Here is a 14,023-nt window from a genome sequence, read left to right as displayed (position 1 = left end):
GAGTGCTGCAAAGTTTATAAGGGATTTCGTATACGATATTTTATTTGCAATGGCCGTGCCTGTTTTCAACGGAACGCTTGCGATTGTTTGCGAGCCTTGCGGCACAAGGCGCTCAGGACGTTACCGCTTCACGAGTGAACACCGAGTGCTCCCGGATCGCAGGTGAGCGGTGTTACATAACGGAGCAGGGGCAGCGCGCACTGCGCGTTAACGGAACACTTGTGCATCCGGCAGGCATCAGCGATGACTGTCGCGATACTGGCTGGGGGAAAGGTGGGTCAGCGCGCGGAACTGGCGGCTGAATGCGCTGTGATCGGTGTAACCGCAGCGCAGGGCAATATCGGTGATCGGCAGGTCTTCATCGCGCAGTAACCGTGAGGCCTCCTCAAGACGCGCTTTATGGATCAATTGCCGAGGCGTGAGCTGGAAGATCCTTTTGCAGTGACGCTCCAGTTGTGCCACTGACAGGCCTGCAATGGCCGTCAGTTCGGCAAGGCTGATCGGGCGGCTGAAATGCGCGCGAATGTGCGCGTCCACTGCGGCCAGTTTCTGAAAAGCAGGGTGGCTGGATTGTGGCAGCTGCAGGTCGCGGGAAATACCCGCCAGGCCGACGATCCGGCCCTGTTCATCCTGCAGAGCGATCTTGTGGGTCAGGCACCATACCGGCTGGTTGCCGTAATACAGGTGCAGCTCCAGTTGATCGGCCAGTTCGCGGCCGCTGCTGAGCACTTTGCGGTCCTGTTCGGTGTACAGCGCACCGAAGCGGGCCGGAAACACCTGGTCGGCGGTCAGCCCCAGCAGTTCCTGGCTGGTCTTGAAACCACAACGTTTGGCAAGGGTGCTGTTGACGAAGGCATAGCGGGCGGCATCGTCCTTGATAAAGAACACCACATCGGCGAGTGCATCGAGGAGTGGTGCCAGTGGTTGCAGGCTGCCGAGCAGGGTCGGCAACTGACAGGGGTTGGCGGTGGCGAGGGCGGCAAGCATGAGGTCGGACGTCCGTGGGTGACGCTCGGGATCATAGAGCGCCTGCGTCGTTGCGCAAAGCCCCAACGGAGCATTCAGCCCGGCGCGTTATCGTCGACGCACAGCAGCGTTTCAATGCGGGCCGGGCTGAACGGCGGACGGGGGGCCGAGGGTTGCCAGCCAAACAGCTGCGCAGTCGCCGCGCCACAGATGCGTCCCTGGCAGGCGCCCATGCCGCAGCGGCTGGCCAGTTTGGCTTCACGCCAGTTGCTGTGCCCATGCAGTGATGCATAAGGCACGTCCTCGCAGCGACAGACCAGTGTGTCAGGTGCAGCCAGTGTATTGAGCACAGGGCTCAGGGCGAACGCGCGATTGAGCGCATTGGCAAAACCCTGCCAGCGCTCACGTTGCGGCCAGAGTCGTTGCGCGGCTGCCTGTTCGCCGACGGCGGCAAACCCGGCAATGCGGCCTTCCACCAGCGCCAGTTCGCTGCCGCCAAAACCTGTGCATTCACCTGCCGCAAAGTGGTCGGGCAGGCTGGTCGCCTGCAAGCCATCCACGGCGATCGCCTGACCCTGCAGCGCGCAGCCCAGCGCCTGACCGAGCTGAGTATTGGGGATCAGGCCAAAGCCACAGGCCAGTCGTGCACAGGCCAGCTCGACAAGTTTGCCTTGCTGCATCAACCGCACGCCTTCCAGTCGATCACTGCCGAGGGCGGCGACCACATGGCTGGCAGTTCGATAGGTGCTGTCGAACAGCTGGATCGCCTGCGCCAGCTTGGTCGGCCAGCGCAGCAACTGCGTGGTAAACCCGCCGACAGCGCGGGCCGTGGCCTGTTCGGCGATGCGTACTACCTGAGCAGCGTTTTTCCTGACGGTTGCAGCGCTGGCGAGCAGTAACGGCCCGCTGCCGGCGATCACTACCTGCTGCCCAGCCACCGACAAGCCGCCTTTGATCAGCGCCTGCAACCCTCCGGCACCTGTAACGCCCGGCAGAGTCCAGCCAGGAAAAGGCAGTAACAGCTCGCGGGCACCGGTGCACAGAATCAGCTTTTGATACCCGATGAGCCAGCCATGCTGGTCGTTTTCCACCAGCAATTGGCGGTCTGCGGGGCGAGCAATCACGCGGGTGCTGCAATGCACCTGCACATTCGCGCAGGCCAGCAATTGCTCGCGCAATTGCCGGGCCTGCGTCGGCAAATGGGCCTGAGGGCCGTCGCGCCAGATCTGGCCGCCGGGTAGCGGGTTGTCATCCAGCAGCACGATACGCGCGCCGCTGGGTGCGGCAGCCAGTGCGGCGCTCATGCCCGCAGGGCCAGCACCGATGATCAGCAAGTCAACCTGCTCGTTCATTGTCTTGTTCATGTCAGCAGCGTCCGTACCTGCATGCCGTCCTGGCAGAGGGTCTGGCACGCCAGGCGGCGCACGCCATCGACCGTCACCCGGCATTCCTGGCAGATGCCCATGCCGCACAAGGGCGCCCGGCGCTGGCCACTGACCGAGGTGCGGCTGCAGCCGTCATCGCCGAGCGCAAGCGCCGCAGCAAGGTTGGTGCCTTTGGCGACTCGCAGGGGTCTGCCATCAAGCGTCAATTCAGGCATGCTGCGTGTCTCCGAGAAAACGTTGCGGTGAATAGGGCATGGCCGACAAATCTGGCAACGACTCGTTGAACAGCTGTGCCACCAGCAGATCAGCCGAAGCGGGGGCGGTCGTGACGCCCAGCCCTTCATGACCTACAGCCAGCCAGAGGCCCGGCCGTTGCGGGTGTTCACCCACCAGGGGCAGGCCATCTGGGCTGGCGGCGCGAAAGCCGGTCCAGGCCCGGATCACGTTCAGGTCAGTAAGGCCGGGAACATACTCGGCCGCACGCTTGAGCATGCGTGAAAGCATCCAGCTTTCCACTTCCGGGTCGGTGGTGCCGAACTGTCGAGACGCACCGATGAATAATTGGCCGGTCGGGCGTGGTTGAATATTGCAGGCCGTGGAAGGGCCGCTGGCGTTGTGCGCGCTGGTGACATAACCGAGCTCCACCAGAGTGTGGGTGATCTGTTCAGGGTAGCGGTCGGTAATCGCCAAATGACCTTTTTTGGGCTCGATAGGCAGTTCGGCGCAAAGCTGAGTGGCCTGAATGCCGTTGGCGAGGATTACCAGATCGGCGCTCAGCCATTGCCCGTCGGTGAGGCGCACACGGTTGCCGTCAACTTCCGCCACCGTGGCTCGCTGCTGCCGAATCAACGCGTGATCGAGCATCCAGCGTGCCGTGGCCGGTGCGTACAGAATACCGTCGCCCTTGATCAGCAGACCGCCTTCCAGGCCTTCGCGCAGTTGCGGTTCGCGCTCGCGCAGGGCTTTGCCGGTGACCAGTTCGCAGTCCTCATCGTGTTCGCGCAGCACGGCATACTTTTGCTCAGCAACAGCCATTTCTTGTGCATTGGCCGCCAGCCAGAGTGTGCCATTGGTGCGGTAAGCACACTCTTCAGGCAGGTTTCTGGCCAGCTCGCGCCAGCGCTTCAACGAATATTGGCTCAGTGCCAGTTCATCCAGATTATCGTCCAGCACCAGCAAATGGCCCATGCCGGCAGCGGTAGCGCCGGGCAGACCCGCGTCTACCACCAGCACGCTCAGGCCTCGTGCGGCGAGGGCCTGGGCGCATGCTGCCCCGACGATGCCTGCACCGATCACAATGGCGTCGGCCACTGAGCCCTGTTTCACAAGCGAATGCCCCAGGCGAACGGGTCATCCTGTTCAAGAATCAGCGTGGCTTCGGCGCTGATGTGCGCGCGACCACGAATGGTCGGCACGATACGCCCGTCGAGGGTTTCGTAGGAGCCCTCGAACTGGCTGCCGATCACGCTGGCCTGGCGCCAGATTTCGCCTGCTTCAAGCTTGCCGTCAGCCGCAAGGCACGCGAGTTTTGCGCTGGTACCGGTACCGCATGGCGAGCGGTCGTAGGCTTTGCCAGGGCAGAGTACAAAGTTGCGACTGTCGGCGTCTTCATCCGCAGCAAACAGCTCGATATGGTCAATCAGGCCGCCGTCTTCGCCGCGAATTCCCTGATCTTCCAGCGCAGTCTGGACTGCTACGGTATAGGCAGTGAGCGCGTCGAGGTTGTCACCGCTGACCGCCAGGCCGCACTCGCCGATCAGAAAAAACCAGTTGCCGCCCCAGGCGATGTCGCCAACCACCTGGCCGATACCCGGCACCTGCAGTGCGACGTCCTTGCGGTAGCGGTAAGCGGGTACGTTGCGTACGCTGACCGAGCCGTCTTCATGCAGGGTGGCTTGCACCGTGCCTACGGGCGTCTCGACCGCGTGTACGCCCGGGCCGATGCTGCCCATATGGGCCAGCGACGTGATCAGGCCGATGGTGCCATGACCACACATGCCCAGATAACCGGTGTTGTTGAAGAAGATCACTCCGGCACATGCCTTCGGATCGACCGGCGCGCAGAGCAGGGCGCCGACCAGCACATCGCTGCCACGCGGTTCCAGAACGCACGCGGCGCGCCATGCATCGTGCTGCTCGGCCAGCAGTTGCTTGCGTTCGGCCATGCTGCCATTGCCCAGTTCAGGAAAACCTTCGATAACCAGGCGCGTGGGTTCACCGCCAGTGTGCGAATCAATAACGCGGATGCGTGTCATGGGAGGCCACTCATAGGGTCAGACAAGTGACACAAGAGTGGCGTGGATAACGCCTGAGATCTTGAGCTATTTACCGGGCATCAATGACGAAATCGGCACAGTGACGTTTTTCAGCGAGCGCTGGGCAGGTGTTCGAACAGGGTCTGACAGACCCCGGCGATGTGTTGGTCCAGCAGGCTGACAGCTTGCTCGACATCACCGTCACGACAGGCCTGGAGAATTTCCCGGTGCTCATGATCAGCGCGCTCCTTGCCCGCCGACAGGCTCATCTGCATGCGCAGATAGCGCTCGAGCTTGTCGTTGACCGAACGAATCATGCTGACCAGAAACGGCCGTTGCGCGGGCTCGTACAGGCAGGCGTGCAGCTCCCAGTTCAATTCGGCCCAGCGGCCCACATCGTTTTCGCCGATGAACTCCTGACAAATGCTCTCGGCGCGGGTGAACGTCGCCTCGGTCATGTTGGGGATGGCCAGGCGCAGTACCTTGTCTTCGAGCAGCATGCGCACTTCAAACATTTGCGCCAGTTCGGACTCTGAAACCCGCGTGACCATGGCGCCCCGGTTGCGCTGGAACATCACCAGACCTTCGGCCTCAAGGCGCTTGAGTGCTTCGCGTACCGGGATCTTGCTGACATTGAACTGTCGAGCGATGTCGTCCTGGCGGATGGGCTCATCTTCGGCGAAATGCCCGGCGACAATTGCATCGCGCAGGTGCCGGGTAATGATTTCCGACGTTGACGGAGAGTTGCCCAGATCAGGCGCATTGAGTTTGGTTTGGGCCACGATGCTTGGTCATTCAGGCTGGATAGAGCGTATATGGTATACAGTTTTGAAGTGTCTCGGAGCGCATTTACCGCTCATGACCAACGACCGCCTGTCACAGAGGGGTCGTCAGCCGATGTTGATCAGCTTTCAGCAGCAGTGACTACTACGTCTTCAGGCTCGGCCGCCAGCTTCAGTCGGTCGGCTTTGCTGATGTAGCGATTCTTGTTTTGCGGCGCCAGTTTTGCTGCGGCTTTTTTGGCGTTGGCCTTCAACAGCTGATTTATTTTCTTGCGACGGTTCATGGTGTTTGCTCAGCGTATAAGTGTGCTGATGGTATCAGCTTGCAAGGGCAAACCCGACCTCTGCGCTGCATCATCAGCTCGAAGGCTGGACCGGCTGATTGAACAGTGCGCGACGGATACGCTCGCCGTACAGGCCGACGCCCAGCCCTGCCACGATGAGCACGACCGCCACGACCTTGTTCAAAGACATCTCCTCGTTGAAGATCATCGCCGATCCGAGCATGCCGAAGACAGGGACCAGCAGCGACAAGGGTGCCACCGTGGACACCGGGTAACGCTTGAGCAGCGAGTTCCAGATCCAGTAACCGAAAAGCGTGTTGGGGTAGACCTGGAACAGGATCGACACCACGGCCCGATAATCGAGTTGATTGACCAGCGTGATATAGCCGGCCGAGCCTTTCACCCAGTATTCAAGCAGGAACAGCGGGATGGGCGAAAAAGCACTGGACCATATCAGGAACGCGAAAACCTGCTGGGTTCTCGCTCTCTTGTTGATCACGTTGGCGACGCTCCAGGCCATTGCCCCCAGTAGCACCAGCATCAGGCCTGTTGTGGTCACGCTGCCGTCAGCCACGGAAAGGATACTCAGCAAGCCACCCAATGCGATCAGGGTGCCTGCGATCTGATAACGCGATATCGCTTCGCGGAACACCCACGAGCCCAGCAGAATGGTGAAGAACGCACTGAACTGCAGAACCAGCGACGCGATGCCCGCTGAAAGACCCGCTTGAATGCCGAGGTTGACCACACCCCATAAGCCGATGCCGAAAATAAGCCCGTAGCCGATGATGTAGCGCCACTGCACATCAGGTTTGGGGATGAAGAAGATCGCCGGCAGTGCACACAACGTAAAGCGGATACCGGCCAGAATCAGCGGGTCGACCGTGGCCAGTCCCAGTTTGATCACCGAGAAGTTCAGGCCCCATATGGCGGTGATCAGGATGGCGAGAAGCAGGTGTCCGGTTTTCATGAGGGTCTTCCTTGTCAGGTCCGAAATGTCTGGGCAAGGGCGGATGAGCAGCGAAATTCAGCGTGCCGGGACGTAGGATGTCAGGTACCACAGCGTCAGGGCGCACACACTGATCAGCGCGCCCAGCGCACTGACCGCAGGCCAGCCCCACAGCGCATAAACCTGGGTGCCGGCGACCGCGCCCAGCGCACTGCCGGCCGAGTAGAAACACATGTAAGCGCCGATCAAGCGGCTTTGGGCATCGGGCCTGGCAGCCAAAATCAGGCTTTGGTTGGTGACGTGCACCGCCTGTACTGCGAAATCGAGAATTATCACTCCAGCGACCAAGCTGATCAACGACGTTTCGGCAAACGAAACCGGCAGCCAGGAAAGCGCCAACAATACGAGCGACAGGCAGGTGACGCGCTGCCCCAGGCCCTGATCGACCCAGCGTCCTGCTCTTCTGGCCGCCAGTGCGCCGGCAACACCGGCCAGCCCGAACAGCCCGATAGCCGTATGTGATAGCGACAGCGGCGAGGCGCTCAATGGCAACGCCATCGACGTCCACAGCATCGAGAAGGCTGCAAAGGTCAATAACCCCAGCAAGCCTCTTACCCACAGCAGTCGCTCGGTTTTGAACAGATCAAAGAGCGATTTGATGAGGCTCGGATAGGAGGGCCGTTGCCGCGGCGATACGGTGGCAGGCGCCACTTTCCATAGAACCGCCGCCAGGGTCAGCATCAACCCCGACGACACAAAATAAACGGCACGCCAACCGGCCATATCTGCAATTACGCCCGAGGCGAGGCGTGCGAGGAGTATGCCCAGCACAATTGCGCTGGTGACGGTCCCCACCGCTTCCCCACGTTGAGACGGAGTTGCGAGTGCAGCGGCATAAGCGACAAGAACCTGAACCACGACCGCCAGCAAGCCAACCACGATCATGGCGCCCAACAGTGCAAGCCATTGCTGCGCCGCGCCAGCCAACGCGAGTGCAGCCGTCGACAACAACACCAGGCTCAGTATCAATTTTTTGCGCTGCACCAGATCCCCGAGCGGCACGATCAACAACAGGCCCGACGCATAGCCGATCTGAGTCGCGGTCACGACCATGCCTATCGTTGCGTGGGCAACATCCAGGCTCCGTGCCATTGATTCGAGCAGCGGTTGAGCGAAGTACACATTGGCAACGGCCAGGCCAGCTGTAGCACAGAGCAGCCAGGTGAAGGCTGGCGTCAGCCCGCCAGGCTCCGCGCAGTAAACGTCAGTTGCCAGATCGACATCCGCTTTCATATGCATTTCCATGGGGATAAACTGGTTGCGTTTAGAAACCTGTTTTGAATTGTTATCTGGATCGGTTTTAAAATGCCACCACATTCTCGGGTGTGGGACCGAAGCTGACTCCTCTGGTGAAAGGTAAGACGATGGCCGAAGACGCCCAGCAGCAAAGCAGCCCGTGCCCTGTGGCAAGAGCTCTGGAAGTAATAGGAGATCGCTGGTCTTTGATGATCGTTCGCGATGCTTTTGACGATGTTCGTCGGTTCAGCGAATTTCAGAAGAAGTTGGGCGTGGCCAGAAATATTCTCGCTTCACGGCTCAAGGCCTTGGTTGAAACGGGTATTTTCGACATTCGGCCGGCGTCCGACGGCAGCGCGTACAAAGAATACGTCCTGACTGACCAGGGGCGGGAAATCTTCCCGGTCATTGTCTGCTTGAGGCAGTGGGGTGAGCATTTCATGTTTCAGCCTGGCGAGACGCGCTCCGTGCTGCTGGACAACGAATCCGGCCAGCCGCTGCCCACCATCGAGGTGCGCTCAGCGAGCGGCCAGCCGCTGGGTCCGGCAGATTGTCACAAGGTCTGGCGTGTCGATGGCCAGTTATGAGGCCTGACCCGCCACGAGTCTGGCGACGGGCCCGGTACAAGGTCGGATGTGTCGGGCGGCAGATCCATCACGGACTTATTGGAAAGCGCTGCCAATCGCCTGTAAAAAACCAGCTAATGCCTTATGTGTCAGGTTGTTCGGAATCATCTGCCGCAGGGCGGTGATAGAGTTTTTCTCCAATCCGAAGGGGGCGAATATGAACTGGGAAGACGTGAGGCAGGCATACCCTGCCCAGACACCATTGATGAACTTCAACAACGCTGCGGTCAGTCCCTCGCCCAAAGTGGTACAGGAGGCGGTCCACGAATGCCTGCGCATGATTTCCCAGAACCCCGACTTCAACATGTGGAGCAATCTGGACACCCGTTTGCCTGAAACCAAGCGCAGGTTGAGTGTGTTCGCCGACTGCCTGCCCGAAGAAGTTGCGCTCAATCGCAACGCGTCAGAAGGGCTGGCCACCGTCATTTTCGGCATCCCTCTGGTGGCGGGTGACGAGGTGTTGACCTGCCCGTGGGATTACCCCAGCGCCATTACTGCCCTGGCCCAACGCAGCCACCGGGAAGGTATCCAGGTCGCGCAGGTCGACTTCGGTCTGATGGATGACGACGAAGCTGTTATTGCCGCCTATACCCAGGCGATCACACCGCGCACCCGCGTGATGCTGCTGACGCACATGATTCACTGGACGGGCAAGGTGTTGCCGGTCAAAAAACTGTGCGAGCTGGCGCGCCAGCACGGGATTATCACCCTGGTGGATGCCGCGCAGAGCTTCGCTCATTTGCCGTTGAGCTTTCGGGACATCGGGTGTGATTATCTGGTGGCGAGCCTGCACAAATGGCTGGGCGCTCCGGCTGGCAACGGTATCCTCATCGTGCGTCAGCCTCTTATCAAGAGCACGTATCCGTTGCTGGGAACGTTCGACCTGAACCCCGAAGGCATCGAAAAGTTCGACCATTGGAACCTTGGCACTTACAACTCTGCGATGCAGGCCGCGATTCCGGTCGCGATGGATTTCTACAGCCAGATCGGCGTCGAAAAATTTCATGCACGCTTGCGCCATCTTTCCCGTTATTGGGTGGATCAGGCGCGGAGCATTCCCGGCTTTACCCTGCATACGCGGACCGAGGACGAGAACCTCGGGGCCGTGGTGTTGTTCTCCATTGAAGGCATGTCGTCTCTGACGCTGGAAAAGACACTTCGTCAGGAGCACGACATCCACGTCAAATATCGCAAGGTCGGCGAATTGTCCGGAATGCGCGTATCTCCTCACGTTTACATGACCGAGCGTGAACTGGATGCATTCGTGGGCGTGCTTCGAATGGTCGTGGCGCGCGGCTGACGCGCTGCATCCCGAATACTCTCAGCGCAGCAGCATTGGTATCAGATACCGGTGCCCTGTTGTCGAGAAGTGGTGACGGTCGAACCCACCAGCCCCTTCACGCGACCCGCCAGTGCTTCCAGGCCGAACGGTTTGGTCAGCACTTGCGTGCACGGCTGCAGGTGACAGCCGTCCAGCACTGATGTCTTGGCGTAACCCGTGATAAACAGCGTTGGCAGACCGGGTCGTTTGTCGCGTGCTGCGTCAGCCATTTCCCGGCCGTTCATGCCGCCAGGCAGCCCGACATCGGTGATAAGCAGGTCGATGCGCGTGTCCGATTGCAGAACCTGCAGACCGCCTTGCGCGTCGGCTGCTTCGATACAGGTGTAACCAAGACCGACGATGACCTCGGCGACGAGCATCCGCACCGATGGCTCGTCGTCGACGACCAGTACCGTCTCCCCGGCGCTGGGTGGCGGCTCGTTCGTCACGACCACCTCCGGGACGGCTAATACCGTATCCACCGCATGACGAGGCAAGTGCATGACGACGCTGGTGCCTTTGCCCTGCGCCGACTCGACTTTGATCTGCCCGCCGGACTGACGAACGAAGCCATACACCATGGACAGGCCAAGCCCTGTTCCCGCACCAATCGGTTTGGTGGTGAAGAACGGTTCAAACGCCTTGGCAGCCACTTCCGGGCTCATGCCGGTGCCGTTGTCTGTCACCCGAATGCTCAGGTGATCTCCCGGCGCGACGCCATGATCCGGGTCGATGCATTCATCAAGCGACAGGTTCGCGGTTTCTATAATGATCCGCCCACCGTTGGGCATGGCATCGCGGGCGTTCAGGCACAGGTTCAACAGTGAGCTTTCGAGCTGGGCGTGATCGATCAGCGCGGGCCAAAGATCATCATGGGCAACCACTTGTATCTCTATCGCCGGGCCGACGGTACGAGCAATCAACTCCTTCATGTCCAGAATCAACGCATTGACGTCAGTCACTTCGGGCGACAGGGTCTGGCGGCGGGAGAAGGCCAACAGGCGATGGGTGAGCGAAGCAGCACGACGCACGGCCCCCTGTGCGACAGAGACGTAGCGCTCGACATCTGCCGCCCGGCCTTGGGCGAGCCGCTTGGTAATCAGTTCGAGGCTGCCAGAAATACCGGCGAGCAAGTTATTGAAATCGTGAGCGATACCGCCGGTCAACTGCCCAACCGCGTCCATCTTCTGTGAGTGACGCAGTGCCTCTTCAATCTGTTCGCGCTCACGGACGGCCTGTTCGATGCGTTGCTCCAGCGTCTGATTGAGCTCGCGTACCGACTCTTCGGCAAGTTTGCGCGCCGTTACATCCATGGATGAGCCGATCAGACCGATGACTTCACCCTTGTCATCGAGCAGCGGTGCCTTGATCGACAGCCATGTGGCAGCCGAACCGTCCGGCAGGTTGACTGCCTCTTCGATCTGTTCGCCCACCCTGCTGTTCATGATCCGGCGGTCGGTTTCCATGATGGTGCGCGCCTGGGACTTGTCGTCGAGAAACTCGAGGTCCGTCTTGCCGACGAAATACTCGGGCGGCTTGCCAATCAGGTCGGCGGTGCCCTTGTTGGCGACCAGCATCCGTCCTTCGAGATCCTTGGCGTAAACCACGCCAGGCACGGCAGCGGTAAATATTTCGAGCAGGGAATTGAGACGGTCCCGCTCTGCTTCGGCGCTGCGTCGAGCATCAATATCCAGCAGCACGCCCGGGCACCGAGTCGGATTGCCGTGAGCATCACGTTCAATACGGCCGCTTGCTTCGACCCATCGATAGGCGCCATCGCTCTGAAGTACCCGGTAATCGCACCGGTAGGAGTTGCTGCTCCTAAGCGCATCACTGATGGCCTGCTCGACTCTGGCAAGATCGTCCGGGTGAATGGAGGACATGACCACCTCGAGTGGCAAGCCTTCGCGGCAGCGTTCTGCAGACAAACCGAAAGAGCGCGCAAACCACTCATCGGCAATCAATCGATCAGCTGCGGCATCCCACACCCACGTGCCTACCAGAGCGCCTGAGTCCAGCGCCAACTGCAGCCGTTCGGAGGTCTCCTGGACGGGAGACCTCGATAAATCCGAATTTGTCTGGCGGTAGCCGGGCACATCACTGTTCATACTGTTGACTCATCCAGGCGCTGGGTTCGCAAAGTCACAGTCATAAGGCAATCTTGACGCTGAAAAGTTGTATCGAGTTGAACGCTTTTATTCGATCAAGCACTAACGGAGTCAGTGACAGTCCATCATCTTATAGCGTCGCTCCAAAAATGATATTAAAACAGTATCAAATTCTCGTGGGGCAGGACTTGCGCGGTCTGCAGAGATGCGTCGAGAGGGATTTTGTAGCGCAGGAGGACATTCAGTCTGAGTGCTGAGGGCAATCCGGTGAGGGTTTTGAGCCGGTAATCGACGACACGGGGGCCTTGCAAAGCACGACTGGATCAGTATCGATCCAGTCTGCTGATTTGATTGACCCGCTATCAGCTCTGTACGACAGGTGCGGCCATATTGGCAGCCTGAACCGGTGCCCAGCGCGTCATCGCATAAAACAGCGCGCCGCCCAGAATACAGCCCGTGAACCAGGCGAAGTTGGCGATCGGCTGAAACCACTCGATAAAGGTGAAGCACAGCCCGACCAGCGCGGTCAGTACCAGCGCTTTCACCGCGACCCAGTTCACGCCGTTGGTGTACCAGTAACGACCACTCGGGGTGTCGTTGAACAGGGCGTCCACGTCGATCTGCTGTTTCTTGATCAGGTAGTAGTCCACCAGAAGGATGCCGAACAACGGGCCAATGCAGGCGGCAAGTACATCCAGGGTGTAGTGGATGACTTCCGGGTTGTTGAACAGGTTCCATGGCGTAATGAAGATCGAGGCCACGGCGGCAATCATGCCGCCCGCGCGCCAGCTGATACGGCTGGGTGCCACGTTGGCGAAATCGAAAGCCGGGGAGACGAAGTTGGCCACGATATTGATGCCGACCGTGGCGGTGACAAAGGTAAAGGCGCCCAGCAGCACGGCCGTGGTGTTGTCGATGCGTGCCACGGTAGCAATCGGGTCGTGGATCATTTCACCAAAAATCGGCAGTGTCCCGGAAACGATCACCACGGTGACCAGCGAAAAGGCCAGAAAGTTGATCGGCAAACCCCAGAAGTTGCCACGGCGCACGTCCGCCATGCTGCGGCAGTAACGGCTGAAGTCTCCGAAGTTCAGGGTCGGCCCGGAGAAGTACGACACTACCAGAGCGATGGCCATGACCACTTGCCCAAACGCTGCCCAGCCTGACAATTCCTTTTCAGCCAGGGTAAAGCTGATGTTGTCCCAGCCTGCACGCCAGACGATCCAGCCCGCCAGCGCGAACATCACTGCGTAGACTGCCGGGCCTGCCCAGTCGATAAAGCGTCTGATCGACTCCATACCGGTCCAGAATACCGCCGCCTGGACAACCCACAGCGCCAGAAAGCCAAACCAGCCAAGCCAGGAAAGGCCGAGAAAGGTCACGCTCTGGTAGGCAGCCAGTTCAGGAAAAAAGCGCAGTACCACGATGACCAGTGCGCTCGACGCCAGGTAAGTCTGAATGCCGTACCACGCGACTGCGATCAGGCCGCGAATGATGGCGGGAATGTTCGCGCCAAACACCCCGAATGCCAGTCGGCAGATCACCGGATACGGCACGGCAGCTTGCTGGCTGGGCTTTGCGACCAGATTGGCGATGACTTGAATGATGCAGATACCGACCAACAGGGCGATCAGAACCTGCCAACTGGCCAGACCCAGTGCAAACAGGCTGGCAGCAAAGACATAACCGCCGACGCTGTGCACGTCGCTCATCCAGAACGCCAGAATGTTGTACCAGGTCCATTTCTGCGGGACCGGTCCCAAATCATGGTTGTGCAGGCGCGGGCTGTATCCGGCCGGACGTTGATCTTCCATTGCGTGGCTCCCTCTGTTGAGTTGTTGCTTTATCGGGGTACGATCATTATTTTTTTGTATACGATCGTGTACGCAAGACATGTGCCATTCGCTTTTTTTTTCAGAGGGTTTGGCGTCGCAGCCCTTATGGGTCAGGCATCCAGACGCAAGAACCTGACAGGTCAGTCAAAGATGCCAGTGGCGGTCTTGTGCACGTAAACAGGGCGCTTTTGCCCGTTAACGGTGCGCCTGATTCGG

General features: G+C 59.8%; 13 protein-coding genes. 2 read left to right on the top strand and 11 right to left on the bottom strand.

Annotated elements, in window-relative coordinates; all coding sequences use genetic code 11:
• Nucleotides 1-237: 237 nt before the first annotated feature.
• From KDX37_RS21315 to KDX37_RS21275, 9 genes are all read right to left on the bottom strand, one after another.
• Nucleotides 238-987 carry an AraC family transcriptional regulator gene (locus tag KDX37_RS21315; RefSeq protein WP_231655004.1) on the bottom strand — a complete coding sequence of 250 codons (750 nt, stop codon included), beginning with the start codon at nucleotides 985-987 and terminating at the stop codon, nucleotides 238-240.
• A 74-nt stretch (nucleotides 988-1,061) separates the two neighbouring features.
• Entirely contained in the window at nucleotides 1,062-2,318 is a 1,257-nt protein-coding gene (locus KDX37_RS21310) for an NAD(P)/FAD-dependent oxidoreductase (RefSeq protein ID WP_231655024.1), read from the bottom strand.
• 8 nt (nucleotides 2,319-2,326) lie between these two features.
• Nucleotides 2,327-2,566, bottom strand: a complete 240-nt coding sequence (locus KDX37_RS21305; RefSeq protein ID WP_231655003.1) for a (2Fe-2S)-binding protein — start codon at nucleotides 2,564-2,566, stop codon at nucleotides 2,327-2,329.
• Complete coding sequence (locus tag KDX37_RS21300) at nucleotides 2,559-3,677, bottom strand: NAD(P)/FAD-dependent oxidoreductase (RefSeq protein ID WP_231655002.1); 1,119 nt, start codon at nucleotides 3,675-3,677, stop codon at nucleotides 2,559-2,561. The genes KDX37_RS21305 and KDX37_RS21300 overlap by 8 nt, the downstream gene beginning before the upstream one ends.
• On the bottom strand, nucleotides 3,674-4,606 hold the full coding sequence (locus tag KDX37_RS21295; protein ID WP_231655001.1) for a 4-hydroxyproline epimerase: 933 nt from the start codon (nucleotides 4,604-4,606) through the stop codon (nucleotides 3,674-3,676). Before KDX37_RS21295 ends, KDX37_RS21300 begins: the two co-directional genes overlap by 4 nt.
• A gap of 110 nt (nucleotides 4,607-4,716) precedes the next feature.
• Entirely contained in the window at nucleotides 4,717-5,388 is a 672-nt protein-coding gene (locus KDX37_RS21290; RefSeq protein ID WP_231655000.1) for a GntR family transcriptional regulator, read from the bottom strand.
• 122 nt (nucleotides 5,389-5,510) lie between these two features.
• Nucleotides 5,511-5,672: a DUF2986 domain-containing protein gene (locus KDX37_RS21285; RefSeq protein ID WP_231654999.1), complete on the bottom strand. Its 162-nt coding sequence runs from the start codon at nucleotides 5,670-5,672 to the stop codon at nucleotides 5,511-5,513.
• A gap of 73 nt (nucleotides 5,673-5,745) precedes the next feature.
• A complete protein-coding gene (locus KDX37_RS21280) occupies nucleotides 5,746-6,642 on the bottom strand; it encodes an EamA family transporter (protein WP_231654998.1) in 897 nt (298 codons plus the stop codon).
• A 57-nt stretch (nucleotides 6,643-6,699) separates the two neighbouring features.
• On the bottom strand, nucleotides 6,700-7,914 hold the full coding sequence (locus KDX37_RS21275; RefSeq protein ID WP_231654997.1) for an MFS transporter: 1,215 nt from the start codon (nucleotides 7,912-7,914) through the stop codon (nucleotides 6,700-6,702).
• Between the two features lie 131 nt (nucleotides 7,915-8,045).
• Here KDX37_RS21275 and KDX37_RS21270 point away from each other — a divergent pair, with 131 nt between their 5' ends.
• Entirely contained in the window at nucleotides 8,046-8,504 is a 459-nt protein-coding gene (locus tag KDX37_RS21270) for a winged helix-turn-helix transcriptional regulator (protein WP_231654996.1), read from the top strand.
• Between the two features lie 196 nt (nucleotides 8,505-8,700).
• Entirely contained in the window at nucleotides 8,701-9,843 is a 1,143-nt protein-coding gene (locus KDX37_RS21265) for an aminotransferase class V-fold PLP-dependent enzyme (RefSeq protein ID WP_231654995.1), read from the top strand.
• Nucleotides 9,844-9,884: 41 nt separating this feature from the next.
• Here KDX37_RS21265 and KDX37_RS21260 read toward each other — a convergent pair whose 3' ends face one another.
• The gene (locus tag KDX37_RS21260; RefSeq protein WP_231654994.1) at nucleotides 9,885-11,972 is read right to left on the bottom strand and encodes a hybrid sensor histidine kinase/response regulator; all 2,088 of its coding nucleotides are present in this window, start codon (nucleotides 11,970-11,972) and stop codon (nucleotides 9,885-9,887) included.
• A 362-nt stretch (nucleotides 11,973-12,334) separates the two neighbouring features.
• Nucleotides 12,335-13,786, bottom strand: a complete 1,452-nt coding sequence (locus KDX37_RS21255) for an NCS1 family nucleobase:cation symporter-1 (protein WP_231654993.1) — start codon at nucleotides 13,784-13,786, stop codon at nucleotides 12,335-12,337.
• Between the last annotated feature and the right edge of the window lie 237 nt (nucleotides 13,787-14,023).

The organism is Pseudomonas californiensis (assembly GCF_021147775.1).
Lineage (GTDB): Bacteria > Pseudomonadota > Gammaproteobacteria > Pseudomonadales > Pseudomonadaceae > Aquipseudomonas > Aquipseudomonas californiensis.
This window is presented reverse-complemented; position numbering and strand designations above follow the sequence as displayed.

Bases quoted from the DNA above. Each gene is read 5' to 3' on its own strand.
- KDX37_RS21315 (WP_231655004.1), bottom strand. From the start codon at position 987: ATGCTTGCCGCCCTCGCCACCGCCAACCCCTGTCAGTTGCCGACCCTG.
- KDX37_RS21310 (WP_231655024.1), bottom strand. From the start codon at position 2,318: ATGAACGAGCAGGTTGACTTGCTGATCATCGGTGCTGGCCCTGCGGGC.
- KDX37_RS21305 (WP_231655003.1), bottom strand. From the start codon at position 2,566: ATGCCTGAATTGACGCTTGATGGCAGACCCCTGCGAGTCGCCAAAGGC.
- KDX37_RS21295 (WP_231655001.1), bottom strand. From the start codon at position 4,606: ATGACACGCATCCGCGTTATTGATTCGCACACTGGCGGTGAACCCACG.
- KDX37_RS21285 (WP_231654999.1), bottom strand. From the start codon at position 5,672: ATGAACCGTCGCAAGAAAATAAATCAGCTGTTGAAGGCCAACGCCAAA.
- KDX37_RS21280 (WP_231654998.1), bottom strand. From the start codon at position 6,642: ATGAAAACCGGACACCTGCTTCTCGCCATCCTGATCACCGCCATATGG.
- KDX37_RS21275 (WP_231654997.1), bottom strand. From the start codon at position 7,914: ATGAAAGCGGATGTCGATCTGGCAACTGACGTTTACTGCGCGGAGCCT.
- KDX37_RS21270 (WP_231654996.1), top strand. From the start codon at position 8,046: ATGGCCGAAGACGCCCAGCAGCAAAGCAGCCCGTGCCCTGTGGCAAGA.
- KDX37_RS21265 (WP_231654995.1), top strand. From the start codon at position 8,701: ATGAACTGGGAAGACGTGAGGCAGGCATACCCTGCCCAGACACCATTG.
- KDX37_RS21260 (WP_231654994.1), bottom strand. From the start codon at position 11,972: ATGAACAGTGATGTGCCCGGCTACCGCCAGACAAATTCGGATTTATCG.
- KDX37_RS21255 (WP_231654993.1), bottom strand. From the start codon at position 13,786: ATGGAAGATCAACGTCCGGCCGGATACAGCCCGCGCCTGCACAACCAT.